This window comes from Nonomuraea sp. NPDC051941 (assembly GCF_044593615.1).
Genome location: NZ_JBIUCF010000048.1, coordinates 1 through 25,941, shown reverse-complemented (window position 1 = coordinate 25,941; position 25,941 = coordinate 1). Strand labels below are relative to the sequence as shown.

Genomic DNA, 25,941 nt, shown 5'->3' with positions numbered 1-25,941 from the left:
CGCTTGCTATAGTCCGGCTTCATGACGGGATCACGACTTGTCGCCACAGGCCACTATCAACCAGCAAAAATCCTGACAAATGATGAGCTGGCGGCCATGGTGGACACCAACGACGAGTGGATAACCAAGCGCGTCGGCATCCGTACGCGGCACGTGGCCGAACCCGACGAGACCGTGACCGACCTGGCCCAGCATGCCGCCGCGAAGGCCCTGACGGCGAGCGGCCTGGACGCCGCCGACATCGACCTCCTCCTGATCGCCACCTGCACCCAGACCGAGCGCGCCCCGAACATCGCCTCCCGCGTCGCCGCCCGGCTCGGCGTGCCCAGCGCGGGGCTGATGGACGTCGGCGTGTCGTGCTCCGGCTTCACCCACGCCCTTGCCGTGGCCGACCACGCCATCCGCGCCGGCGCGGCCACGAACGCCCTGGTCGTGGGGGCGGACAAGATGACGGCCGTCACCGACTGGACCGACCGGACCACGTGCGTGCTGACCGGCGACGGCGCGGGAGCGGCCGTGATCAGCGCCGCTCCGGAGGCCGAGATCGGCCCCGTGGTGTGGGGCTCCGCGCCGGAGCTGGGCACCGCCGTACGCATCGAGGGCACCCCGACCCGCTTCTCCCAGGACGGCCAGACCGTCTACCGCTGGGCCACCACCCAGCTCCCCGACATCGCCAGGAAGGCGTGCGAGCGCGGCGGCGTACGGCCGGAGGACCTGGCGGCGGTGGTCTTCCACCAGGCGAACCTGCGCATCATCGAGCCCGTCGCGGCCAAGCTCGGCGCGGTCAACGCGATAGTGGCGCGCGACGTGGTGGAGTCGGGCAACACCTCGGCCGCGAGCGTGCCGCTGGCGCTGTCCAAGCTGCTGGAGCGGGGTGAGGTCCGGCGCGGGGCGCCGATGCTGCTCTTCGGGTTCGGGGGGAACCTGTCGTACGCGGGGATGATCGTCCGCTGTCCCTGACGGACCCGCCTCAGGAGACGCCCGGCGGGGAGGTGGAGTCGCGGATCACGAGCTGGCAGGGCATCTTGTGCACCCCGGGCGTCGCCTTCCCGTCGATGGCGGCGAACAGGTGCTGGGCCGCGGTGCGCCCCAGTTGCTCCAGGTTCATGTCCACGGTGGTCAGGGCGGGCCGGGTCTCCGTGGACAGCACCTCCCAGTTGTCGTAGCCGACCACCGCGATGTCCTCCGGCACCCGCCGCCCGCGTTCCCTGGCCGTCTCCACGAAGCCGGCCGCGATCTGGTCGCTGCCGCAGAACACCGCGTCGACCTCCGGCTCGGCCATCAGCAGCATCTCGGCCGCGTGCCGCCCCCACCGCTGCGACCACGGGCCCGACAGCGTCTGCCCCGCCTGCGGCAGCCCCGCCTGCGCGAGCGCCTGGCGCAGGCCCTCCTCGCGGTCGCGTGACGCCTTGTAGTGCGTGGGCCCCGTGATGTGCGCGATCCTGCGCCGGCCCATCGCCAGCAGGTGGTTGACGGCCATGGCGGCCGCGCCGACGTCGTCCGGCACGAAGGACACGTCCGACGGGTCGTCCGAGGGGCCGTAGGCGTACACGACCGGCACCGGCAGGTCCTTGCTCACCGACGGCCGCGGGCTCGTGCTCTCGCCCACCACGATCAGCCCGTCCACCCGGCGCGACAGCAGCGCCCGCACGTGGTGCTGCTCCCTGATCGCGTCGCCGCGCGCGTCGCAGAGCAGCACGGCCATCTCGCCGGCCCCGAACGCGTCCTCCGCCCCGAGGAGCACCGGAATGCCGAACCGGCCGACGCTGTCGGAGGTCAGCAGGCCGACCGTGCGCGTCTGTCCTGAGATCAGCCCCCTGGCCAGGGCGTTCGGCTGGAAGGAGAGCTCCGCCGCGGCGGCGAGCACCCGCTCGCGCGTCGCGGCCCGCACGTCCTGGCGCCCGTTGAGTGCTTTGGACGCCGTGGCGATCGAGACCCCCGCCAGCGAGGCCACATCGGAGATGGTCGCCCGCTTACTCGCCATGTTTCGAAACCCTTTTCGTCACCTGTGAACTGCATAGAACCCTAGCACCCATTGACATGGACTCTTGTTTCTTCTACGTTTCCGAAAACCTTTAAGTCCAGGAGCACAACATGAGACGAAGGCTGGCCGGGATCTCCCTCCTCGGTGTGTTAGCGCTCACAGCGGCGGCCTGCGGCAGCGGCGGCGGTGGTGGTGGTGGGGGCAGCACGCCGTCGGCGGAGAGTCCCGTGACGATCACCATGTGGACCCGTGCGGCCACCCAGACGCAGAGCGAGCGGCTGGTCAAGGCCTACAACAGCAGTCACAAGAACATTCAGGTCAAGCTCACCGTCATCCCGACCGACAACTACCAGCCGCGCATCGCCGCGGCGGCCGGTGCCAAGCAGCTCCCCGACGTGTTCGCGGCCGACGTCATCTTCGTCCCGAACTACACCTCTCAGGGTCTGTTCATGGACATCACGGACAGGGTCGCGAAGCTGCCGTTCAAGGACGGCCTGGCCCCCTCTCACATGAAGCTCGGAACGCTCGACGGGAAGATGTACACGCTCCCGCACACGCTCGACCTGTCGGTCTGGTTCTGGAACAAGGACCTCTACCAGAAGGCCGGGCTCGACCCGGAGCAGGGGCCGAAGTCGCTGAAGGAGTTCGCTCAGCAGGCGACCACGATCCAGGAGAAGCTCGGCAAGGACGGCAAGGTCCACGGCACCTTCTTCGGCGGCAACTGCGGCGGCTGCTACGTCTTCACATTCTGGCCCTCCGTCTGGGCCGGCGGCGGCCAGGTCATGAACGCCGAGGGCACCCAGTCGCTCAACGACCAGGCCGCGATGACCGACGTGTTCAAGATCTGGCGCGACCTGTACGACAAGAAGGTCACCGGGCCGACCGCCAAGGAGGAGCAGGGCCCGACCTGGACCGGTTTCTTCCCCAAGGGCGAGATCGGCGTCATGCCGATGCCCTCCACCACGCTCGGTCTCATGCCCAAGGACATGAAGATCGGCGTCACCCCGATCGCCGGCCCCGACGGCGGCGAGTCCACGTTCGTGGGCGGCGACTCCGTCGGCATCTCCGCCACGTCCAAGAACCCGGACGCGGCCTGGGACTTCCTGTCCTGGACGGTCTCCGACGACGCCCAGGTCGAGGTCATGGCCAAGAACAAGGACGTGCTCGCGCGTACCGACCTGGCCAGCAACAAGTACTCCGCGGAGGACCCGCGCGTGGTGCTGATCAACTCGCTGGTGGCCAAGGGCCAGACGCCGTACGCGCTGCGCTTCGGCCAGACCTTCAACGACCCGCAGGGTCCGTGGCTGCGCTACGCGCGCGAGGCCGTGTTCGGTGACGCCTCGAAGCTCCCGCAGCTCAACGCCGAGATCACGAAGTCACTTCAACAATGACTCTGACGATGAACCGAACCGGGCGGCGGGCGGCGCACTCCGCGCCTTCCGCCCGGTGGCGGAGCAGGAAGGTACAGGGCTGGCTGTACACGGCTCCGACGGCCGTCATCGTGGGCGTGCTCTTCATCGCGCCCCTCGTGCTGGTCGTCTGGATGTCACTGAACCGCTGGCCCCTGCTCGGTCAGGCCACGTTCAACGCCCCCGACAACTACCTCAAGATCGGCGACAACCCGCTCTTCATCGACGCGATCCTCTTCACGCTCAAGTACACGGCCATCACGACCGTCCTGCTGTCGGCCGTGGCGCTCGGTCTCGCCATGCTGGTGCAGGACCGCAAGCCGGGCATCGGCTTCTTCAGGACCGCGTTCTTCCTGCCCGGCGCCGTGGGCTTCGCCGCCGCCGGTCTGCTGTTCTACGGGATGCTGAACAACGACTTCGGCCCCATCGACCCCCTGCTCCAGGCGCTGCACATCACCAGCGAGCCGGTCAAGTGGATCGGCACGCCGAACATGGCGCTGTTCTCCACGATCACCCTGGTGCTGTGGCGCTTCGCCGGGTTCAACATGCTCATCCTGCTGACCGGCCTGCAGGCCATCCCGACCGAGGTGTACGAGGCCGCGAGGAGTGACGGCGCGAACCGCTGGCAGATCTTCACCAAGATCACGCTCCCGCTGCTGCGCCCGACGCTGGCGCTGATGCTGATCCTCAGCGTCACCGGCTCGCTGCTGGCCTTCGACCAGTTCTTCGTCTTCACCAACGGCGGCCCCGACAACAGCACGGTCTCGATGGTCATGGTCGTCTACCGCGACGCGTTCTTCCGCTTCGACCTCGGCGGCGCGGCGGCGCTCTCGGTCGTCCTGCTGGTCGCCCTCGTCGGGCTCAACACGCTGATGATGCGGAGGCTGCGATGAGCCGTTACCTCACGCTGTCCGCCCTGGCGGTGCTGTTCCTGTTCCCCTTGGTGTGGAGCGGCTACGCCTCGTTTGAGGAGCCGGGCAACTACCTGGAGATGGCCCGCTTCGGCGAGGGGCTCGGCACGTACGCGACCAACAGTGTGCTCGTCTCGGTGATGACGGTGGCGGGCACGCTGGTCGTCTCCGCGCTCGGCGGCTACGGCTTCGCCCGCTTCGACTTCCCCGGCAAGAACCTGCTGTTCCTGGCCACGCTGGCGATCCTCATGGTGCCGTACGCGACGATCCTGATCCCGCTCTACGTGCTGCTCGGCTACCTCGGCCTGCAGAACTCCCTGGTCGGGCTCTCGCTGGTGTTCGTCATGTTCCAGCTGCCGTTCGCGCTGTTCATGATGCGCAACGCGTTCGAGGCGCTGCCGCGCGAGCTGGAGGAGGCCGCGCTGGTGGATGGCTGCGGCACGTTCAGGGCGTTCGCCAGGATCCTGCTGCACGCCGTGCGGCCCGCGCTGATCACGGTGGGCCTGTTCGCCTTCCTGGCGTCGTGGAACGACTTCTTCGCGCCGCTCATCCTGCTCAACGACGGCGCTTCGTTCACCCTGCCGGTGGCCGTGGTCAGCATGACGCAGCAGACGTTCGGCGCCATCGACTACGGCATGCTCCAGTCCGGCGTCATGGTCATGGCCTTCCCCTGTCTCATCCTCTTCATCGTGCTGCAGCGCCACTACGTGCGCGGATTCATGTCAGGAGCTCTGCGTGGCTAACCCTGTCCTGCCCTCATCGGGCGCCCTGTCCCCCCTCGGCCTCGACGCGGTACGGCTGCTCCCCGGCTTCTGGGGCGACCGGGCCGCGCTCAACCGCGAGGTCACGATCGCCCACTGCCAGGAATGGGAAGAGCGAGAAGGCTGGATCGGCAACTTCCGGGGCGAGCGGCCCCGCCGGGGGCGGGAGTTCAGCGACTCCGAGATCTACAAGCTGCTGGAGGCCATGGCCTGGGCCGACCACCCGGCGCTGCCCGAACTGGCCGCGACCGTGGCCCAGGCCCAGGAGGGCGACGGCTACATCAACACCCGCTGGTCCGGCAGCCGCTACACCGACTTCGAGTGGGGCCACGAGCTCTACTGCTACGGGCACCTGATCCAGGCCGGGGTCGCCCGGCTGCGCATGCACGGCGAGGACCAGCTCACCCAGGTCGTGATCAAGGCCGCGGACCACGTGTGCCGCCGCTTCATGGAGGGCACCCAGACCTGCGGCCACCCGGTGATCGAGATGGCCCTCGTCGAGCTCTACCGCGTGACCGGCACCGAGCGCTACCTGGAGATGGCCCGCCGCTTCGTCGAGCGCCGCGGCCTGCCCGCGCTCGCCGACATCCCCTTCGGCCGTATCTACTACCAGGACGACATCCCGGTCAGGCAGGCCCAGGTGTTCCGCGGGCACGCGGTGCGCGCGCTCTACCTCGCCTCCGGCGTGGTGGACGTGGCGGTCGAGACCGGCGACCAGGAGCTGCTGAAGGCGATCGAGTCCCAGTGGGAGCGCACGGTGGCCCGGCGTACCCACCTGACCGGCGGCATGGGCTCGAGGCATGCCGACGAGTCGTACGGCGAGGACTACGAGCTGCCGCCGGACCGGGCCTACAACGAGACCTGCGCGAGCATCGCCTCCGTCATGCTGGCGCACCGGCTGCTGCTGGCCACGGGCGACGCCCGCTACGCCGACCTCGCCGAGCGCACCCTGTACAACATGCTCGCCACGGGGGTGGCGCTGGACGGCAAGTCGTTCTTCTACGCCAACCCGCTGCAGGTGCGGGTGCCGGCGGTGCCGCTGGAGGGGGTCAACCACGCCGCGGAGGGCGGGCTGCGCTCGCCCTGGTTCGACGTGTCCTGCTGCCCGAACAACATCGCCCGCACGATGGCCTCGCTGGCCGCGTACGTGGCCACGACCACCGCGGACGGGATCCAGATCCACCACCACACGCCGTCGGAGATCCGGCACGACGGCCTGGCGGTACGCGTGGAGACCGGCTACCCGTGGACCGGCTCGGTGAGCGTGCGGGTGCTGGAGGGCGGCGAGGGCCGGATCGGGCTGCGCGTCCCCGCCTGGGCCACGGACGCCACGCTCGCCCACGTCCCGGCGTCCTCGCCGGAGGCGCCGCTGGCGGAGAGCCCGGCGGTACGCCCGGTGGATCCCGGTTACGCCTACGTCGAGGGGCCGTGGCGGGCCGGTGACGAGATCCGGCTGGAGCTGCCGATGGCGCCCAGGTGGACGATGCCCGATCGGCGGATCGACGCGCTGCGGGGGAGCGCGGCGGTGGAGCGGGGGCCGCTGGTCTACTGCGCCGAGTCGGTGGCCGACGAGCCGGCGCTGGGCGACCTGACCGCGCGGGTCCAGCCGCCCGTGGAGCACCACGAGGCGGACGGCGTGGTGGAGCTGGAGGTGGAGGCGTCGCTGGGCGCCGGCGCCGGCAACGGCTGGCCGTACGCGCCCGCCTTCGACGGGCAGGCGGGTGGCGCCGGCGTCAGGCTCCGGCTCGTGCCCTACCACCGGTGGGGCAACCGCGGCCCCGCGACCATGCGTGTCTGGCTACCGATCTAGGAGAGGCAAGTGCGTAAACCGTTGGTGTGCTTAGCTGTGTTAACGCTCACAGCTTCGCTTGCCGCGTCACCTTCGTACGCCGCCCAGGACGACCTGGGGATGCCGGTGTTCACGGGCGCAGACCCGGTGCCCGCCGAACCCGTGGCGTACCACCCCCGCAAGATGATGGAGGAGATCTACAAGAAGGAGAAGGGCGGCGACTCGTACTGGATCGACCGCATGCTGGCCCGCCCCGGCGACGATCCGGCGGGCCCGTGGTTGATGACGCGCGGGCGGGCGCTGTTCATGAAGGAGCACGACCCCTCGGTCATCGGCTTCGGTGGGTTCGTGGCGTATTGGGAGAGCATCGACAACCGCGGCGCGTACGAGGTCTCGCTGGGCACCCAGCTCGCCGAGGACGTCTCCAAGCGCCTGCAGATGCCCAGCCACTGGACCGGGCAGTACACGGGTGACGGCCTGTCGGTCGGGGTGAAGAAGTTCATCACCCACGAGAACGTGGCCGTGACGACGCTGGAGATCACCAACACCGGGTCCGCGGCGCGCTCCGTGCCGATCACCGTGACCTCGCCGTACACCAGGACGCCCGACGGCGACCGCGAGCTGACCGGGACCGTCTGGGCCAAGAACAAGCTGACCACGATCTTCCCCCGGCTCAGCGGTGACGGGCTGAAGGTCTCCGACGGCACGCTCAAGGGCTCGCTGACGGTCGAGCCGGGCAAGACCGTGCGGACCAAGGTGCAGATGGGCTTCTTCACCGACGAGCTGCCCGGGTCGCGGGCCGAGTACGACGGCTACAAGGGCCGCTCGCCCGAGACGGCGCTGAGGCGCCAGCTCCAGGACTACAACGCCTGGTGGGCCGAGAACCTGCCCTACATCGACGTGCCCGACGAGAACATCAAGAAGTTCGTGTACTACCGCTGGTGGCTCATGCGCTTCAACTTCCTCGACGCCGACATCCCCGGGAACGACTTCCAGTTCCCCACGTCGGTCGAGGGGGCGCTGGGCTACAACAACGCGATCGTGCTGACCGTGCCGATGTTCGTGCAGGACCTGAAGTACCTGCGGGACCCGATCTACTCGTACGGGCCGTGGGTGTCGGCGGGCGAGGTCTCGCGCAACTCCAAGTACACCGACAACCCGGGCGACCCCGAGAACTGGTCGAACAGCTACACGCAGTACATCTCGGCCTCGGCCCTGGAGAGCTACCAGATCCACGGCGGCCAGCCGTCGATCCTGCGCAACCTGGCCCGCTACGCCGAAAAGGACGTGTACGGGCAGCTCAACGCCTATGACTCCAACAAGAACGGGGTCATCGAGTACGACCGGGAGTACATGACCGGCAACGACGCCGACGCGGTGTCGTTCCACTACTACGGGCGGGCGAACGAGCGGCTCGAAGGCGCGTACGTGTACGCCAACGCGATGGCGGCGGCGCAGGCGTACGAGCTGACCGGCGACGCCCTCAAGGCGGCCGAGATGCGCGGGGTGGCCGACAAGGTCAAGAACGGCATCCTCACGCTGCTCTGGGACGAGCAGAGCAAGCTGTTCAAGCACCGCGACCTCCAGACGGGCAACCTGATCCCGTGGAAGGAGTCCAACAACTACATCCCGTACGCCACCGGGCTCGTGCCGACGGACGACCCGAAGTACCGGGAGGCGCTGCGCCTGTGGACCGACCCGGCGGAATATCCGATCTTCCCGGCGTACACCGCGAACCAGAAGGACAAGGCGGAGGCCGCGGCAGCAGGTAACCCCGGCTCCAACAACTTCTCGCAGATCAACTCCACCCGGAACTTCGCGCTGTTCTCCAAGGCGCTGCGGCAGTACGCCTCGCCGTACATCACCGCCGACCAGTACAAGCAGCTCCTGTACTGGAACGCCTGGTCGCAGTACGTCGGCGGCGACACCCGCTACCCCGACGCCAACGAGTTCTGGGCCGACTGGAACCAGAGCACCAAGTCCATCGGCTACCGCTCCTGGATCCACCACACGATCCTGGGCAGCAGCAACTGGACCGTCATCGAGGACGTCATGGGCCTGCGCCCGCGTTCGGACGGCAAGGTCGAGCTCTGGCCGGTGGACATCGGCTGGGACCACTTCAGCGTCAACGGCATCAACTACCGGGGCCGTGACCTGACCATCGTCTGGGACAAGCCGGGCGACGGCACCAAGCACTACGCCGGGGTGCCCGAGGGGTACTCGATCCTGATCGACGGCAAGCGCAAGGTCACCCTGTCGGGGCTGGCGCACGCCGTCTGGGACCCGGCCACGGGCAAGGTCGAGGGCGGTCAGGTCGTGTACGCCGAGAAGGCCGCCTCGATGAAGGCCCCCGCCCAGGTCGAGCTGACGGGCGACCGCGTCGAGGACCTGTTCCAGAAGGCCGGCGTGGACCTGCGCTCCACCCGCCCGAACCTGGTCAAGTCCGCCACCGCCTCCCACGGCGACCCGGCCGGCGCGGTGGACGGCTTCACGATCAACGAGCCGTACTGGGGCAGCAAGGGCTCCGGCGACGCTCAGGACTGGCTGGCGGCGGACCTCGGCTCGGCCCAGAAGGTCGACCAGGTCAAGCTGTGCTTCTCCAACGACCGCAAGGCGGGCGGCTACCGCGAGCCCGCCTTCTACACGGTGCAGTACCAGGACGGCGACACCTGGAAGGACGTGCCGGGCCAGGCCAGGAAGCCGGCCCACCCGCGGGCCAACCTCAACGTGGTCCGCTTCCCGGCCGTCACGACGCAGAAGCTGCGGGTGCTGGTCACGCACCAGCCCGGTTACGCGACGGGGCTGAAGGAGGTGCAGGCGTACCTGACGGGCGCCGGCGCCGGCCCGGTCGCGAACAAGGCGCCGTCCGTGGTGGTCGTGCCCGATCCCACGTTCAGCCGCCCGGGCCAGGCCAGGTTCGACGCGGTGGTCAAGGACGACGCGTTGCCGTCGGGCAGGCTCACGACCCAGTGGGCCAAGGTCGACGGGCCCGGCGAGGCGTTCTTCACCAACCCGACGGGCACCGACACAGTGGTCTCGTTCTCCGAGGCGGGCGCGTACCGGCTGAAGCTCACGGCCACGGACGGCGAGAAGAGCAGCTCCACGACCGTGACCGTGACCACGACGCCGCAGGCCGCGCAGGTGAACGTGGCTCCCAAGGCCACGCCCACGGCCTCCTACACCTCGCCGTGGGAGAAGGTCACCGCGATCAACGACGGCATCGACCCGCCGCGCTCCAACGACGGCGCCAACCCGCGCTGGGGCACCTGGCCGCAGCAGGGCACGCAGTGGGTGCAGCTCGAATGGCCGTCGGCGGTGCGGGTCAACAAGAGCGACGTGTACTTCTTCGACGACGGCGGCGGCGTGCGCGTCCCCGCCTCGTGGAAGATCCAGTACTGGGACGGCGACTCGTTCGAGGACGTCACCGGCGCCGCCTCCTACCCGAAGGCGGCGGACGCCTACAACACGGTCGCGTTCGACACCGTGACGACCTCGAAGCTGCGCGTCCAGCTCGAGGCCGGCGGGGCGTCGGTCGGCCTGCTGGAGGTCAAGGCGTACGAGGTCCCGCCGGACTCCGTGCGCCCCGTGCACATCCCCACCCTGGCCGGCACGCTGCCGAAGCTGCCCGCCACCGTGGAGACCCTCTACGCGGACGGCACCCGCAGTTCGGCCGCCGTCACCTGGCAGCAGGTGACGTCCGACCAGGTCAAGACCGGCGGCACCAGCTTCACGGTCGTCGGCCTGGCCGAGGGCGTGCGCCAGCCCGCCCAGGCCACCGTGTACGTCCGCACGACCTCGGCGGTGACGATCACCTCGATCGCCGAGGAGGCCGTCGCCACCCGGGCCGGGGTCGCTCCCTCGCTGCCCGGGACCGTCGTGGCGACGTACAACGACGGGTCGAAGGACGGCTCCGTCGAGGTCACCTGGGAGGCGATCAGCCCTGACAAGTACGCCCAGCCGGGCACGTTCACGGTGAACGGTCAGGTGGCGGGCACGACGGTCGCCGCCAAGGCCACGGTTACCGTCGGGTAGCACCGATGCTCCCTGCCCTGGCTCAGCGGCGATCGCGGGCCAGGGCAGGGCCCCGCGGATAACGTCCCGGAAACGCCGTACGGATTCATCCCGATTAAGGGGTCATAATCCTCTTCTACGGGAGGCGTGCCGGGGATCGGAGAGGCGGAGCGCGGGATGGCTGGGGGATTCGCCGAGGTCGCCGATGACGAGAAGCCGGGACGGGGGGTGAGAATCGCCTCCGTGATCATGGCGGTGGTGTCGCCGGCGCTCACCGTGGTCGCGCTGCTGATCTGGGCTGGACTGCCCGAGGCGTGGACGCCCGAGCGGACGGTGTCCCCGCAGACGGCCGCCGCGCTGACGTTCCCCGCGGTCGGCGCGTTCCTCATCTTCCACCGGCCCCGCCTCAACCTGGCGTGGCTGATGTGCGCGGGCGGCCTGGCCGCCGCCGTCAGCGACTTCGCGCAGGCGATGATGTTCCACGCCGCCGCCGGCGGCGACCTCGTCCTCGCGGGCTACCTGCGGCTGCCGGGCCACCTCGGCTGGGCGGTGTGCGGCGTGACGCTCACGATGGTGCTGCCGCTGTACTCGCCCGACGGCCGCCTGCCCTCGCCGCGCTGGCGCCTCGCCCTGGCGCTGGGCGTGGCCTCCATCACGGCCGACTTCCTGCGCGCCGTGTTCCGCGTGCCGGGGCCCGTCGAGGCGTACCCGTACCCCCAGGTCATCCCGAACCCGCTGCAGATCCCCGCGCTGGCCCCGTACGGGCCGACGGTCTCGGCGATCGCCTGGACGGGCATCTACGTCGCCATGGCGCTGTCGGCGCTGTCGCTGACGGTGCGGTTGCGGCACGCGGACTCCGTCACCAGGCGGCAGATCGGCTGGCCGCTGCTGGCGTTCGCCGGCTACATCGTGTTCCTGGTCGTGGCCGCGTTCGTGCCCGCGCTCACGTGGATCGCGTTCGGCTGGGCGGCGATCATCCCGGTCGCGATGGCGTTCTCGGTGATGCGGTACCGGCTCTACGGCATCGACACGGTGATCAGCCGGGCGTTCGTGGCCGCCGGCGTGGTGGCCGTGGTCAGCGCCGTCTACTTCGGCGCGGGCGCGCTGTCCGGCCTGCTCGTCTCCGGGTACGGCCAGGTGGCCGGGATCGCCGCCGCGCTGTTCGCGGGCGCCTTCTTCCAGCCGCTGCGGCGGGCGCTGCAGCAGGCCGTGGATCGGCTCCTGTACGGCGCCGTCGGCGACCCCGGCGTGCTGGCCGAGCGCCTGACCCAGGCGGTCCGGCGCGGCGACCCGGCCAAGGCGCTGACCTCGGTGGTGAGCGTGCTGCGCGACGGCCTGGCGGTCGAGGGCGTGGCCGTGGAGGTGGCCGACGGCGAGCCCCGCTACGTGGAGAACGGCCGGGTGGGCCCGATTCCCCGCGAGGTGCCGCTGGTCTGGCACGGGGAGCGGGTCGGCCGCCTGCTCGTCGGCCTGCCGGGCCCGCGCCGCTTCCCCGCCGCGCACAACGAGCGGGTGCTGGCCACGCTCACCCCGTACGCCGCGGACGTGGCCCACGCGGTGCGGATGGCGGCGGACCTGCAACGTTCCAGGGAGCGCATCCTGACGACCAGGGAGGAGGAGCGCCGCCGCCTGCGCCGCGACCTGCACGACGGGCTCGGCCAGACGCTCTCGGCCATGGCGATGACCATCAACATGGCCAGGCTCAGCCTCAAGAAGTCCCCGGAGGTCGCCGACGAGCTGCTACGGGAGCTGCACACGGGCATGGGCGCGGTCACGGGGGACATCCGCGAGCTCGTGTACGGCCTGCGCCCGCCCGCCCTCGACGACCTCGGCCTGGTCCGCGCGATCGGCGACCTGGCCGGGCAGTCGGCGCCGCCGGCGGAGGTCGAGGTGCAGGGCGAGCTGTCGGAGCTGCCCGCGGCCGTCGAGGTGGCGGTCTACCGGATCATCCAGGAGGCGCTCACCAACGTCCGGCGGCACGCCCAGGCGTCCAGCTGCCGGATCGTCCTGCAGCGGGAGCGGTCGGTGCTGCGCGTGCTGATCGCCGACGACGGCAAGGGGCTGCCCGAGGAGCATCGCGCGGGCGTGGGGCTCGGCTCGATGCGCGAGCGGGCGGCGGAGCTGGGCGGGATCTGCGTGGTCGGCGGCGAGCCCGGGGCCGGGACGCGCGTGGAGGTCATGCTGCCGCTCCTGACCGCGCCTCCGGCTGACATGAGCGTTCACTCATGACATTTGCGCAGCTCAGTATTGGTGTTCATGCCTTGGCCCCCGCATAGTGGGCGCATGAAGTCCTCGCTGAAGGTCGCGGTCGTCGGGGACCACGACAAGACGTTCGTCCCGCACGTGGCCACCGACGGCGCGCTGGGCCACGCCGCCGATCACCTGGGAATCACGGTCGAGGTCCGCTGGCTGGCCACCGAGCCGCTCGAATCCGACCTGTCCGGCGTGCGGGCCGCCGACGTGCTGTGGTGCGCCCCTGGGAGCCCGTACCGCAGCCTGCGCGGCGCGCTGGCCGCGCTCCGGCACGGTCGCGAGCACGGCGTGCCCACCCTGGGGACGTGCGGCGGCAGCCAGCACATGGTGATCGAGTACGCCCGCCACGTGCTCGGGTTCGAGGACGCGCAGCACGCCGAGTACGACCCGTACGCGTCCAACCTGTTCATTTCCGAGCTGACCTGCTCCCTCGCGGGCCGGACCATGCCGGTCACGCTCACGCCGGGCTCCACGGTGGCGGCCCTGTACGGCGAGAGCGAGGTGAAGGAGCAGTACTACTGCAATTTCGGCCTCAACCCGGCCCACCAGAGCGCCCTGCACGAGGGCGGCCTGCGCGTGACGGGCCGTGTGACAGGCAGGGACGACAGCGGCGAGGCCCGGGTGCTGGAGCTGCCCGGCCACCCGTTCTACCTGGCCACGCTCTTCGTGCCGCAGACGAGATCGCTGCCCGGACGGCCGCACCCGCTGGTCGTGGGGTTGCTGCGCGCGGCGCTATGACGTTCACGCAGCTCAGGATCCTGCTGGCGGTCGCGCGTACCGGCAACATGACCCGCGCGGCCGAGGAGCTGAACACCACGCAGTCCGCGGTCAGCCACGCCCTGCGCGGCCTGGAGAGCGAGCTCGGCCTCTCCCTGCTCGTCAGGGGGAGCCACGGGGTGCGCCTGACCAGCGCCGGGCGGGCAGTCCACCGCCGTGCAACGCTCATCCTCACCCAGCTCGAAGCGCTGGAGCAGGAGGCGGCCGCGGCGCGCGGGGCGGACACCGGCAGCCTGCGCGTGGGCGTCATCCCCAGCGCCAACGCGCGCCTGCTGCCGCGGATCCTGCGGCTTTACGGTGAGTCGCACCCGCGCGTGCGGCTCACCGTGATCGAGGGGTCGGACGGGGAGGTGATCGACTGGCTCCGGACCGGGGCCGCCGACGTCGGCACCCTCACGGCAGGCGCCGTGCCCGCTGACATGGCCACCGACGTGGCGGGGCTGGTCACGCGCCCGCTGGCCACCGACCGGATGCTGGCCGTCCTGCCCAGCGGTCACGCGCTGGCCGAACATGCTTCCGTGCCGGTCGCCGAGCTGGCCAGGCACCCGTTCATCATGTCGACGGGCGGGTGCGAGCCGCTGATCGCGGCCCTGGCTCGGGCGGCGGGGGCGAGCCTGCGCTGCCACTACCGCGTCCGCGACACCGGCAGCATCCTCGCCATGGTCGCCGAGGGGCTCGGCGTGACCGTCGTCCCCGAGCTGTCGCTGCCCGCCCACCACCCGGGCGTCCACGCCGTCCCCCTCGAACCGGCCTCCGAGCGCACCATCCTGCTGGCCCTCCCGGCCGACCCGCTCCCCGCGGCCACCGCGTTCGCCGAGCTGGCGGGGCTGCTCGGCACTTCCTGAACAGCGCTTGGGCTGCGGTTTTGCGGGCAGGTTGCACTTGAGCGAACAAATCAAGCCGCAGGGGAGGCGAGATGCGTTCATCCATCCCTCTGGGCCGCATCGGGGGCGTGCGGGTGGGGCTCAATGTCAGCGTGCTGGTGATCGTCGCGATCCTGGTGTTCGGGCTGGGTTTCGGACGGTTCCCCGCGGTCTTCCCCGGCTACCCGCGGGCCGCGTACGTGCTGGCCGGGCTGGCGGCGGCGGTGCTGTTCATGGCCTCGCTGCTCGCGCACGAGCTGGCGCACGCGCTCGTAGCCCGGCACGAGGGCGTCGAGGTGTCGCGGATCACGCTCTGGCTGCTGGGCGGGGTCGCGGAGCTACGCGGCGAGCCCCGGTCGCCGGGTGCGGATCTGAAGATCGCCGTGGTGGGGCCCGCGACGAGCCTGCTGGCCGGCGTGGTGTTCGGGGCGGTCGCCTTTCTGGTCTCCGGGGCGGCGCTGGCAGGCGGCATGTTCGCCTACCTGGCCGGGGTGAACGTGCTCCTCGCCATCTTCAACCTGGTGCCGGCCGCCCCGCTGGACGGCGGGCGGGTGCTGCGGGCGATCCTGTGGGCGCGGTGGCACGACCGGGCGCGGGCGGCGATCGCCGCGGCCCGGGCCGGGCGCTGGTTCGGATATGTGCTCATCGCGATCGGCTTCCTGCAGGTGGTCACCGGGCGCAGCTTCGACGGGCTGTGGCTGGCGCTGATCGGCCTCTTCCTGGTGAACGCCGCCAGCGCCGAGGAGCAGCAGACCCGGCTCGGCACCGCGCTGCACGGGGTCCGCGTCGAGGAGGCGATGTCGGGGCACCCCGTGGTCGCCTCGCCGGACGAGACCGTGTCCGGCCTCATCGACCGGGTCGTGATGCGGCACCGGCTGTCCACGTATCCGCTGGTCGCCGCGGACGGGACCTTCGCCGGCCTGGTGACGCTCAACCGGATCCGCCGGGTCGAGCCGGAGCGCCGGGGCACGACCCGGCTCGCCGACATCGCCTGCCCGCCGGAGGAGGTGCCGCGGGCCCGGCCCGACGAGCCGCTGACCGACCTGCTGGCCAGGATGGAGGGGAGCGCCGACGGGCGCGCGGTCGTGCTCGACCCGGCCGGGCGGCTGATCGGCCTGCTGACCCCCACCGACATCAGCCGGACGATCCAGATGGCGGACCTGCACGCCACGCTGTCGGGGCCGCGCGGCGCCGATCTCGCCCCGCCGTACCACGGCCACCACCGCGACGCCGCGTAGGCCTTAGGGAAGCCGTAAGGAATCCTTAAACGCTGTCCGCCAGGCTGAAGCCACAGAAGGACGGCAGGGCCCGCAAGGCCCTCACGGCGAGATGGAGTGGCGAAAATGGCGAGCAAGCTGGTGGTTTCGACCTTCCTGTCCCTTGACGGCATCATGCAGGGCCCCGGCGGACCCGGCGAGGACGACTCCAACGACTTCCCGCACGGCGGCTGGCTGCCGCCGTACGTGGACGAGGGGTTCGGCCGCATCATGGGGGAGCAGCTCGAGCGGGCGGACGGCATGCTCCTGGGCCGCCGGTCGTACGACATCCTTTCGTCGTACTGGCCGGACGTGCCCGACGAGGAGGGCGGCGCCAAGATCAACGGCATGCCGAAGTACGTCACCACGAGGACCCCGATGACCGCCGACTGGCGCAACACGCGGGTCCTGGTGGGTGAGGCGGCCGAGACGGTGGCCGAGCTCAAGAAGAGCACCGACGGCGAGATCCTCGTCCAGGGCAGCAGCGACCTCCTCCGCACGCTGCAGCGGGCCGAGCTGATCGACGAGTACCGCCTGCTGGTCTTCCCCGTCATCCTCGGCGAGGGCAAGCGGCTCTTCGCCGAGGGGACCGCTCCGGCCGGGCTGAAGCTCACCGGATCGACCGCCACCGACGCCGGCGTGGTCTACGTCACGTACGAGTGGGCCGGCAAGCCCTCCTACGGCGCAGTCGCATAGCGCGGCAACATAGTGCGGCTTTGACGCATTTTGATATGTTCCTGATGGGTGTGCCGGGAAGTCTGGTCGGCGATCGTGCCGTCGTTCCCGGAGGTCGCCCCTCATGCTCATCGAGTCGCCATGACCGCCACCGCCTGGGTGGCGGTGGCCGCCTTCCTCTTCGCGTACACGCTGATCGCCACCGAGAAGGTGCACCGGGTCGCGGCGGCGCTCGGCGGGGCGGGGGTCATGCTACTGATCCACGCCACCGACGGGAGCGCGGCGTTCTTCGACGAGCACACCGGGATCGACTGGAACGTGATCTTCCTGCTGCTCGGCATGATGGTCATCGTCGGTGTCCTGAAACAGACCGGGATATTCGAATATTTGGCGATCTGGTCGGCCAAGCGGGCTCGCGGGCAGCCGTTCCGGCTCATGGCGCTGCTGATCGTGATCACCGCCTCCGCCTCCGCGCTGCTGGACAACGTCACCACCGTGCTGCTGATCGCCCCGGTGACGTTCCTGGTGTGCGAGCGGCTGGCGCTGCCGGTGGCGCCGTACCTGATCGCCGAGGCCATGGCGTCCAACATCGGCGGCGCGTCCACGCTGGTCGGCGACCCGCCGAACATCATCATCGGCAGCCGCGGCGGCCTGACGTTCAACGACTTCCTCGCGCACATGGCGCCGCTGATCGTCGTGCTGGTGGTGGTGTTCGTCGGGCTGTGCCGGTGGTTGTTCAGGGCGTCGTTCAGCTACGACCCCGAGCGGGTCGCGGAGATCATGTCGCTGAACGAGCGGGAGGCCATCGCCGACCGCAAGCTCCTGTGGCAGTCGCTCGCCGTGCTGGCCCTGGTACTGGCCGCGTTCGTGCTGCATCCCGTGCTGCACTACGCGCCGTCGGTCGTGGCGCTGCTGGGCGCGGGGGTGCTGGTGGCGGCCACCAGGGTGACGACCGAGGAGGCCATCCGCGAGGTCGAGTGGCCGACGCTGGTGTTCTTCGCGGGGCTGTTCGTCATGGTGGGGGCGCTGGTGGAGACCGGGGTGATCGGCCAGATCTCGAAGGCCGCCTCCGAGGCCACCGGCGGCCGGCTCGGCCTGACCACGATGCTGCTGCTGTGGGTCTCGGCCGGGCTGTCCGCCGTCGTGGACAACATCCCGTACGTCGCCACCATGAGCCCCATCGTGGCCGACCTCGTCCAGGCCAACGGGGGCAACGGCCCCGCCCAGGTGCTGTGGTGGGCGCTGGCCATCGGGGCCGACCTGGGCGGGAACGCCACGGCCGTCGGGGCGGCGGCCAACGTCGTCGTCATCGGCATCGCCGCCCGTAACGGCACCCCGATCAGCTTCTGGCAGTTCACCAAGTACGGGCTGGTCGTCACGCTCGTGACCGTCGCGCTGTCGGTGCCGTACCTGTGGCTGCGCTACCTCATCTGAGCTACCTCATCTGAGCGGCAGCACGTCCACGCCTTGCTCGTCGTCGCCGCGCGGCCCGAAGATGCGGCGCTCGCTCTCCTCGATGCGCACGTCGTTGATGCTCGCCTCCCTGCGCCGCATCAGCCCCGACTCGTCGAACTCCCACTGCTCGTTGCCGTAGCTGCGCCACCACTGCCCGGAGGCGTCGCGGCACTCGTACTGGAACCGGACCGCGATGCGGTCGCCCAGCACGCCCCACAGCTCCTTGCGCAGGGAGTAGTCCAGCTCCCGTTCCCATTTGCGGCGCAGGAAGTCCCTGATCGCGTCGCGGCCGGTCACGAACTCGTCGCGGTTGCGCCACACCGAGTCCTCCGTGTACGCGAGCGCGACGCGGTCGGGGTCGCAGGTGTTCCAGGCGTCCTCGGCGGCCTGCACTTTGACGCGCGCGGTCTCCTCGGTGAACGGCGGGACGGGCGGACGTGACATGGTCGCCTCCTCGGCACTGCTTCAGAGAGGCAGCAGCTTATCGAGCGTGATCGGCAGGTCCGTGACACGCCTGCCCGTGGCGTGGCGCACGGCGTTGGCCACGGCCGCGCCCACGCCCGTGATGCCGACCTCGCCCACCCCGATCAGCCCGAGCGGCATCGTCGGGTCCGGCTCGTCCAGGCAGTGCACGTCGATGCGCGGGACGTCGGCGTGCACGGGCACGTGGTAGTCGGCCAGGCTGGCGTTGACGATCCGCCCGCTGCGCGGATCGACCAGCGTCTCCTCCGACAGCGCCAGGCCGATGCCCATCACGATGCCCCCGCGCAGCTGGCTGGCCACCGTCTTCTCGTTGATCACGGTGCCGACGTCGAACACGCCCGTCCAGCGCGAGACCCGTACCTCGCCCGTGTCGCGGTCCACCCGCACCTCGCAGAAGTGCGCCCCGCTCGCGGCCTTCACCCACCGGCTGCGGTCGCGCACGGTCTTCGCCATGAACCTCAGCATGCCGCCCCCGGCCGCGGCCTCCAGGTGGTCGCGGCCCGCCCGGGTCAGGATCGCCGCGTACGTCTCGCCCCTGGACCCCTGGTAGAGGCCGCCGTCGCGGGCCTGCGGATCGCGCACGCCGCGCAGTGGGGAGTCCGGCGACTTGCGTGCCAGGTCGAGCGCGGAACGCCGCAGCTTGCGGCAGGCCTCCAGCACGCTGGCCGCCGCGCTCGCCGTCTGCCCGGAACCGCCCGCCATCGGGCCCGCGGGGAGCTCGGAGTCGCCGATCTCGACGCGTACCGACTCCAGCGGCACCCCCAGCTCGTCCGCGGCGATCTGCGCCTGCACGGTCGCCGCGCCCACGCCGATCTCGTGCAGGCCGCACCGCACCACGACCCCACCGTCCGCGCCCAGCCGTACGGTGACGCTCGCCGGGAGCTGGAACGCCGGGTGGTACGCCGACGCCACCCCCATGCCGACCAGCCACCGCCCGTCGCGCATCGAGCCGGGCCGCGGATCGCGCTCACGCCACCCGAACCGCTCCGCCCCCACCTCGTACGCCTCGCGCAACATCCGGTGCGCGAACCGTTTGCCGTCCATCGGGTTACGCGCCGGCTCGTTGAGCATCCGCAGCTCGATCGGATCCATGCCCAGCTCGCAGGCCAGCTCGTCCATGGCCGATTCCAGGGCATAGGTGCCGATGGACTCGCCCGGGGCCCGCATGAACGTGTTGGAGATCAGGTCGAGCTGGACGAGGCTCTGGCGCAGGCGGATGTTCGGGGAGTCGTACAGGTGCCGGGAGGCCGAGGTGATCTGCTCGCCGCCGCCGCCGACCCGGCCCGTCCTGGCGACGCTGGTGTGGATCAGCGCGGTCAGCTTCCCGCCGGATTCCGCGCCCAGCGCGACCCGCTGAGTGCTCGGGGTCCGGCCGCCGACCGTGTGGTAGACGCCCGCCCGGGTGAGCGCCAGCCGTACCGGGCGCTTGGTGGCCCGGGCGGCCAGCACGGCGAGCAGCGTGCCCGCCCACACCGAGCCCTTGCCGCCGAACCCGCCGCCCACGTAAGGGGACAGCACGTGGATGTTCCGCTCGGGAACGCCGAACCGCTGCGCGAGATGGCTGCGCAGCCACGTGATGCTCTGCGTGCTCTCGTGCAGGGTCAGGCGGTCGCCGTCCCACACGGCGGTCGCCGCGTGCGGCTCGATCGCGTTGTGGTTGTGCGGCGGCGTGGTGAAGCGCAGGTCCACCGAGACCGCCGCGGCCGCCAGCGCCGCCTCCGCGTCCCCCTTGTCCGCCGCCGCCGGCATCAGCGCGTTGCCCTTCTGCGGGGTGGCGTTCGGCTCCTCGGCAGCGAAGTCCACCACGGCGGGCAGTTCCTCGTACGTGATCCGCACCAGGCCCGCCGCGTGCCGCGCGGCCTCGGGCGACTCGGCCACCACGACCGCCACGGGCTGGCCGTTCCAGTGCACCTCGTCCGTGGCCAGGTAGTTGACCGACGTCCCGATGACCATCGTGCTGAGGTTCAGCAGGCTCCGGGAGGGCGGGGGCTTCATCGCGGGGGCGTTCTCGTGGGTGAGGACCTCGATCACGCCCTTCGCCGCGCGGGCCGCGTCCGCGTCGACGGCGGTGATGCGGCCGCGGGCGATCGTGGAGTGCACGAGGGCGGCGTGGGCGAGGTCCGGATAGTCGTGCTCCGCCGCGAAACGGGCCCGGCCGGTGGTCTTGTCCCGGCTGTCGAGCCGGTCGACGGGGCGGCCGACGTACTTGATGCTCATGCCGGCTCCCTCAACGTCTCGATGCTCATGCCGGGCCCCTCAGCGTCTTGATCTTCATGCCAGCTCCCTCAGCGTCGCCACGATCGTGGCCCTGGCCAGGTCCACCTTGAACGCGTTGCCCGGCTGGACCGTCGCTGGCGCCAGCTCGGCGTCGGCCGCGCGGCCGAACGCCTCCTCGGTCGCCGGGCCGCCGACCAGGACCCGTTCCGCCTCGAGGGCCCGCCACGGCTTGGTCGCGACGCCGCCCAGCGCCAGGCGGGCCGCCGTCACGGTCCCGTCGCGCACCTCCAGCGCCGCCGCCACCGAGACCAGGGCGAACGCGTACGACGCCCGGTCCCGCACCTTGCGGTAACGGGAGTTGGCCGCGACCGGCGCGGGCGGCAGTTCGACCGCCGTGATCAGCTCGTCTTCGGCCAGCGCGTTCTCGACCTGCGGCGTGTCGCCCGGCAGCAGGTGGAAGTCGGCCAGGGGGATCCGCCGCGTGCCGCGCACGCTCCGCACCTCGACCGTGGCGTCCAGGGCGGCCAGCGCCACGCACATGTCGGACGGATGCGTGGCGATGCAGCTCTCGCTCACGCCCAGGACCGCGTGCCCGCGGTTGAACCCGCCGAGCGCGTCGCAGCCGCTGCCCGGCTCGCGCTTGTTGCAGGCGTGGGCCTGGTCGTAGAAGTAGTTGCAGCGGGTACGTTGCAGCAGGTTGCCGCCGACGGTGGCCATGTTGCGCAGCTGGGGGGAGGCGCCGGCGAGCACGGCCTGCGACAGGACCGGGTAGCGGGCGCGGACGCGGCGGTCGGCGGCGAGCGCGCTGTTGCGTACCAGCGCGCCGATCCGCAGGCCGCCGCCGGGCAGCTCGTCCACCTCGTCGAGCGGCAGGCCGGTGAGGTCGACCAGCGTTTCGGGATGTTCGATGCCCTCGCGCATGAGGTCGACCAGATTCGTCCCTCCGCCCAGGAACTTGACGGTGGGGCCGGCCGCTTGCAGGGCCTCGTCGATGTCGAGCGGCTTCACGTACGTGAACGGCTTCATGGCGCCTCCTGCGCGGCGACGTCCTTGATGGCGTCGAGGATGCCGTTGTAGGCGCCGCACCGGCACAGGTTCCCGCTCATGCGCTCCCTGATCTCGTCATCGGTCAGCTCGATGCGCTCTGTCGTGGGGGTGACGGCACTGGGCATGCCGGCGGCGTGCTCGGTCAGCATGGCGACGGCCGAGCAGATCTGGCCCGAGGTGCAGTAACCGCACTGGAACCCGTCATGGCGCACGAACGCCTCCTGCATCGGGTGCGTGCCGTCCTCGCCCTTCGCGATCCCCTCGATCGTGGTGATCTCCTTGTCGGCGTACTGCACGGCCAGGGCCAGGCAGGCGTTGATCCGCACCCCGTCCGCGAGAACCGTGCACGCGCCGCAGGCACCCTGGTCGCAGCCCTTCTTCGGGCCGGTCAGCCCGAGGTGGTCGCGCAGCGCGTCGAGCAGGCTGACCCAGGGCTCGATGTCGAGGGTCCGGGTGACGCCGTTCACCCGCATTTGTAGCTCTGTCACACGTTTCTCCCCTCCGTAGGATGCCGACGCTAACAGAACGGTGTTTCCTTAACAAGAGAACGTCGTCCTCTAAAGTCTGGTCACCTATGCTGGAGCGCGACATGAAGCGGGCATTCGTCCGGGCCAGGCGGCCGGAGCACAAGCAGCAGCGGCGCGAGGAGATCCTCGCGGCCGCCCGCGATCTCGCCATGGCCTCGGGGGTTCGGAACGTCAGCCTGGGGGCGGTCGCGGAGGCCGTCGGGCTGGCGAAGTCCAACATCATGCGCTATTTCGGGACTCGCGAGGAGATCTACCTCATCCTGGCCGCCGACGAGTGGCACCAGTGGGCGGCGGCCGTAACCGCCCGCCTCGACGCCCCGCCGGGCGGGGTTGCGTCGGGTGGGGTCGCAGCGGGCGGGGTCGCAGCGGCGCTCGCGGAGACGATCGCGGACCGGCCGCTCCTGTGCGACCTCCTCAGCCAGACCGCGACGACCCTGGAGCACAACGTCTCCGTCGAGGCGGCCCGCACGTTCAAACGCGCCATCCATGCCGTCATCGCCGACCTGGGCGAGCAGGTCGCCCGAGTGACCGGCTTGACGGCCGACGAGGGAACGGAACTGGTCGCGGCCGCCACCGCCCTGGCCAGCGTCCTCTACCCCGTCGCGAACCCCTCTCCGGTGCTCGCCGAACTCTACGCCCAGGACCCCGACATCGCCGCGACCTGCCCCGACTTCGTCCCCACCCTCGTCCGCGCCCTCAAGGCACTCCTCGCTGGCCTCCCCACGCTCAGAGAGGACTGAGCCCGCGGATGGTGACGGTCGGCGTCGATCTCGCCGCGGAGGCGGTGCGAACCGCGGTGGCCTGGCTCGACTGGTCGACCGGACGCGCGCGGCTCGTCAGGGTGGTGGCCGGGGCGGACGACGCCCTGATCGTCGAGGCGGTCATGGCCGCGGACAAGGCGGGGATCGACTGCCCGCTCGGCTGGCCCGACCGGTTCGTCGACTTCGTCACCGCCCACCGCACCGGTCACGTCCAGGTGCCGCCGGACCTGGCAGGCCGGGCCTGGCGCCGCGACCTGGCACTACGGGTCACCGACCAGGTCGTACACCAGCAGACCGGCCTGACCCCGCTGAGCGTGTCGGCCGACCGCATCGCGCACGCCACCATGCGCTGCGCCGCCCTCCTGGCCGAGCTCGCCCGCCGAGACCACCCGGTCGACCGCCGCGGCGCCGGCGCCGTCGTGGAGGTCTACCCCGCAGCCTGCCTGAAGCAGTGGGGCCTGCCGCACCGCGGCTACAAGCGCACCGCGAACCTCGCCGAGCTGGGCCACCTAGTGGACCGGCTCCAGGAGGCGGCGCCATGGCTGGACCTGGGCGAACACGAGCCCCTCTGCCGGGCCTCGGACCACGTCACCGACGCCGTCGTGTCGGCCCTCGCCGCCCGCGCCGCCGCCCTCGGCCTGGTCACCGTACCGACGGGGGAGCAGGCGAGCGCGGCGACCACCGAGGGCTGGATCGCCCTGCCCACCACACCCCTGGACCGCCTCGCCACCAACGACCGGGGACGGTCGACCAGATCTTGATCAGCTGCCCACGGAACGCCGCCGAGCGTGCCACCGAAGGGACGTCCCAGCTCGCCGGAGGCTGATAGGTCCAGGTCGGCGTACAGGGCGGCTTGCCGTCGTAGGGGATCATCTCGCGGTCGCCACGCTCGTGGGCGGCGATCGCCTCGGCCACGCGGCTCGGAAACTCCTACGCCGCAGGCGGCATCATGCGTAGTTGTAGTCTGTATATATCGCCATATATATGCAGATTCCTCTCGAATCAGTGCCGCAGGCGCGTCCCAGAGCCCGGGCTCCGCAGGATCGCACTTGACCCCGACGGAGACCCTGGTGACGTGGTGAAGGGCAGGGAATGGGGATGGGCGAACGGCGTGCGCAAGATCCGCGGATCATGCGGACGGACCTGGTTTCCGAGCAGCGGAAACGGCTCCTGGCGGTGGTCGGTGACGATCTGTGGGGGATCGAGGTCCTGCGGTTCGCGATCCAGCAGGCGGTGGCTGAGCTTGCCGGGCTGGGCGGCATGGTGCATCTTGGCAGTCCCGGCTACGGCGGCGGGTTGCGCCTGGCGGTGGCCAGCGGATTCCCCCCGGCCTTCACCCGGGTGTGGGAGCGCATTGACGGGAACGGTCCGCTCGCCCCGGCGCGCGCGTTCCGGGACGGTGGGTTCGTGCGGGTGTCCATGGCGAAGCTCGCCGATGGGATGCCCGAAGATGGTGCGACGGCGAGCCGGCGACCGGACAGGGCCGCAGCCGAATCCTGGTACTGGCCGGTCGGCACGGCGATGGCGGCCGTCCCGCTGTTCGGCCCCGGCGGTCCGATCGGCACGCTCTCGATCGTGACGGCCTCCCCGCACGAGCCGTCGGCCGGGCAACGGGTCTTTCTCGACACGCTGGGCCGCTGGGCCGGCGAGCGTCTGAACAAGTCCACCGCGCCTCCGCCCGGTCCGACCATTCGGGGGCGGCCGGAACAGCCCACCAACTCGCATCCGCAGCAGGACCTGCAGGCGGTCGGCACATGGGACTGGAACATCTGGACCGGTGACGTCATCTGGAACGACGCGATGCTCACCGTGCTCGGCCTCGGTCCGGGCACCTTCGACAGGCGAATCGAGACCTGGATGGGCACCATCCACCCCGAGGATCTGCCGTGGGTGCTATCCGACATCGACGAGGCGATCCGCACGGGGAGGATGCACAGCACCGAGTATCGAGTGTGCCGCCCGGACGGGACGTCCGGCTGGGTGCGAGTCCGTGGCCGACCGGTGTTCGATGAGAACGGTGAACCGGCACACATGGTCGGCACCCTGTGGAACGTCACCAAGACCCATGACGTCCTGGAGACGGTCCTGGAACCGCAGACGCGTGACGGCGAGGGCGCTTCCGTGGCGCGGGCCTCCCATATCAGGCAGTTGACCAGGGCGCTGGCCGAGGCGGTCACCGTTCGAGACGTCGTGGACGCCGCCGCCGATCACATCCTGCCGTTGCTCGGTGCCTCCGGGCTGATACTCGCCTTCCTGGAGGGTGACCACCTGCGGCCGGTCGGGTTCACCGGGTATCCAACGGAGGTCATCGATCAGGTGTCCCAGATGCCGGCCTCCTGGGGACTCCCGATCACGGGGGTCCTGCGGGGGCACTCCCCGATCTTCATCAGCTCGCTCGAGGAGTGCATCGAGTGCTACCCCATGACAGCCGATCTTCCGGTGGTGGGAGACAAACAAGCGTGGGCCTTCCTGCCGCTGATCGCCTCGGGACGCCCCGTCGGCAGCTGCGTCGTCTCCTTCACCGATCCGCGCCAGTTCACGGGCGAGGAGCGCAACCTGCTCACCACGCTCAGCGGGCTGGTCGCCCAGGCCATGGAACGGGCCCGCCTGTACGACAGGGAGCACACGCGCGCCCAGGAACTGCAGCGCGGGCTGCTCCCCCGCGACCTGCCCGACGTGCCCGCGGTCACCGCCGCGGCCCGCTACCTGCCCGCCGGCAAGGACATGGAGGTGGGCGGCGACTGGTACGACGTCATCCCGCT

General features: G+C 70.7%; 20 protein-coding genes. 15 read left to right on the top strand and 5 right to left on the bottom strand.

What is annotated here, in order from left to right; all coding sequences use genetic code 11:
- The first annotated feature begins 21 nt into the window (after window positions 1-21).
- Window positions 22-960, top strand: a complete 939-nt coding sequence (locus tag ACIHFD_RS52245; RefSeq protein WP_397373262.1) for a beta-ketoacyl-ACP synthase III — start codon at window positions 22-24, stop codon at window positions 958-960.
- A 10-nt stretch (window positions 961-970) separates the two neighbouring features.
- On the opposite strand, the gene ACIHFD_RS52240 is transcribed toward ACIHFD_RS52245, so the two are convergent.
- Window positions 971-1,984 (bottom strand): LacI family DNA-binding transcriptional regulator, encoded by a 1,014-nt coding sequence (locus tag ACIHFD_RS52240; RefSeq protein ID WP_350738322.1) that lies wholly within the window; start codon window positions 1,982-1,984, stop codon window positions 971-973.
- 110 nt (window positions 1,985-2,094) lie between these two features.
- On the opposite strand from ACIHFD_RS52240, the gene ACIHFD_RS52235 reads away from it, so the two are divergent.
- The 11 genes from ACIHFD_RS52235 to ACIHFD_RS52185 all read left to right on the top strand — a co-directional run bounded on the left by ACIHFD_RS52235 (window position 2,095) and on the right by ACIHFD_RS52185 (window position 18,123).
- Window positions 2,095-3,375 carry an ABC transporter substrate-binding protein gene (locus tag ACIHFD_RS52235; protein ID WP_397373261.1) on the top strand — a complete coding sequence of 427 codons (1,281 nt, stop codon included), beginning with the start codon at window positions 2,095-2,097 and terminating at the stop codon, window positions 3,373-3,375.
- Between the two features lie 8 nt (window positions 3,376-3,383).
- Window positions 3,384-4,286: a sugar ABC transporter permease gene (locus ACIHFD_RS52230; RefSeq protein ID WP_350738316.1), complete on the top strand. Its 903-nt coding sequence runs from the start codon at window positions 3,384-3,386 to the stop codon at window positions 4,284-4,286.
- Complete coding sequence (locus ACIHFD_RS52225; protein WP_397373260.1) at window positions 4,283-5,047, top strand: carbohydrate ABC transporter permease; 765 nt, start codon at window positions 4,283-4,285, stop codon at window positions 5,045-5,047. The genes ACIHFD_RS52230 and ACIHFD_RS52225 overlap by 4 nt, the downstream gene beginning before the upstream one ends.
- Window positions 5,040-6,875: a glycoside hydrolase family 127 protein gene (locus ACIHFD_RS52220; RefSeq protein WP_397373259.1), complete on the top strand. Its 1,836-nt coding sequence runs from the start codon at window positions 5,040-5,042 to the stop codon at window positions 6,873-6,875. Before ACIHFD_RS52225 ends, ACIHFD_RS52220 begins: the two co-directional genes overlap by 8 nt.
- A gap of 99 nt (window positions 6,876-6,974) precedes the next feature.
- Window positions 6,975-10,886, top strand: coding sequence for an Ig-like domain-containing protein (locus tag ACIHFD_RS52215; RefSeq protein WP_397373258.1), 3,912 nt, complete (start codon window positions 6,975-6,977; stop codon window positions 10,884-10,886).
- A 156-nt stretch (window positions 10,887-11,042) separates the two neighbouring features.
- Window positions 11,043-13,094, top strand: coding sequence for a sensor histidine kinase (locus ACIHFD_RS52210; RefSeq protein ID WP_397373257.1), 2,052 nt, complete (start codon window positions 11,043-11,045; stop codon window positions 13,092-13,094).
- Between the two features lie 54 nt (window positions 13,095-13,148).
- Complete coding sequence (locus ACIHFD_RS52205; RefSeq protein WP_397373256.1) at window positions 13,149-13,856, top strand: hypothetical protein; 708 nt, start codon at window positions 13,149-13,151, stop codon at window positions 13,854-13,856.
- Window positions 13,853-14,740, top strand: a complete 888-nt coding sequence (locus ACIHFD_RS52200) for a LysR family transcriptional regulator (protein ID WP_397373255.1) — start codon at window positions 13,853-13,855, stop codon at window positions 14,738-14,740. The genes ACIHFD_RS52205 and ACIHFD_RS52200 overlap by 4 nt, the downstream gene beginning before the upstream one ends.
- Before the next feature lie 71 nt (window positions 14,741-14,811).
- Window positions 14,812-15,996: a site-2 protease family protein gene (locus ACIHFD_RS52195; RefSeq protein WP_397373254.1), complete on the top strand. Its 1,185-nt coding sequence runs from the start codon at window positions 14,812-14,814 to the stop codon at window positions 15,994-15,996.
- A gap of 105 nt (window positions 15,997-16,101) precedes the next feature.
- Window positions 16,102-16,710, top strand: a complete 609-nt coding sequence (locus ACIHFD_RS52190; RefSeq protein WP_397373253.1) for a dihydrofolate reductase family protein — start codon at window positions 16,102-16,104, stop codon at window positions 16,708-16,710.
- Between the two features lie 120 nt (window positions 16,711-16,830).
- Window positions 16,831-18,123 carry an ArsB/NhaD family transporter gene (locus ACIHFD_RS52185; RefSeq protein WP_363970293.1) on the top strand — a complete coding sequence of 431 codons (1,293 nt, stop codon included), beginning with the start codon at window positions 16,831-16,833 and terminating at the stop codon, window positions 18,121-18,123.
- A 6-nt stretch (window positions 18,124-18,129) separates the two neighbouring features.
- On the opposite strand, the gene ACIHFD_RS52180 is transcribed toward ACIHFD_RS52185, so the two are convergent.
- The 4 genes from ACIHFD_RS52180 to ACIHFD_RS52165 are packed head-to-tail and all read right to left on the bottom strand — an operon-like array spanning window position 18,130 to window position 22,364.
- Window positions 18,130-18,588: a nuclear transport factor 2 family protein gene (locus ACIHFD_RS52180; RefSeq protein ID WP_363970295.1), complete on the bottom strand. Its 459-nt coding sequence runs from the start codon at window positions 18,586-18,588 to the stop codon at window positions 18,130-18,132.
- Window positions 18,589-18,609: 21 nt separating this feature from the next.
- The gene (locus tag ACIHFD_RS52175; RefSeq protein WP_397373252.1) at window positions 18,610-20,844 is read right to left on the bottom strand and encodes a xanthine dehydrogenase family protein molybdopterin-binding subunit; all 2,235 of its coding nucleotides are present in this window, start codon (window positions 20,842-20,844) and stop codon (window positions 18,610-18,612) included.
- A gap of 54 nt (window positions 20,845-20,898) precedes the next feature.
- A complete protein-coding gene (locus ACIHFD_RS52170) occupies window positions 20,899-21,870 on the bottom strand; it encodes an FAD binding domain-containing protein (protein WP_397373251.1) in 972 nt (323 codons plus the stop codon).
- Entirely contained in the window at window positions 21,867-22,364 is a 498-nt protein-coding gene (locus tag ACIHFD_RS52165) for a 2Fe-2S iron-sulfur cluster-binding protein (protein ID WP_355209710.1), read from the bottom strand. The genes ACIHFD_RS52170 and ACIHFD_RS52165 overlap by 4 nt, the downstream gene beginning before the upstream one ends.
- A gap of 116 nt (window positions 22,365-22,480) precedes the next feature.
- On the opposite strand from ACIHFD_RS52165, the gene ACIHFD_RS52160 reads away from it, so the two are divergent.
- The 3 genes from ACIHFD_RS52160 to ACIHFD_RS52150 form a co-directional block, all read left to right on the top strand.
- Window positions 22,481-23,158: a TetR family transcriptional regulator gene (locus ACIHFD_RS52160; protein WP_397373250.1), complete on the top strand. Its 678-nt coding sequence runs from the start codon at window positions 22,481-22,483 to the stop codon at window positions 23,156-23,158.
- 8 nt (window positions 23,159-23,166) lie between these two features.
- Window positions 23,167-23,940 carry a DUF429 domain-containing protein gene (locus ACIHFD_RS52155; protein WP_397373249.1) on the top strand — a complete coding sequence of 258 codons (774 nt, stop codon included), beginning with the start codon at window positions 23,167-23,169 and terminating at the stop codon, window positions 23,938-23,940.
- Window positions 23,941-24,277: 337 nt separating this feature from the next.
- On the top strand, window positions 24,278-25,941 hold a 1,664-nt coding region (locus ACIHFD_RS52150), incomplete at its 3' end, for a PAS domain-containing protein (RefSeq protein ID WP_397373248.1).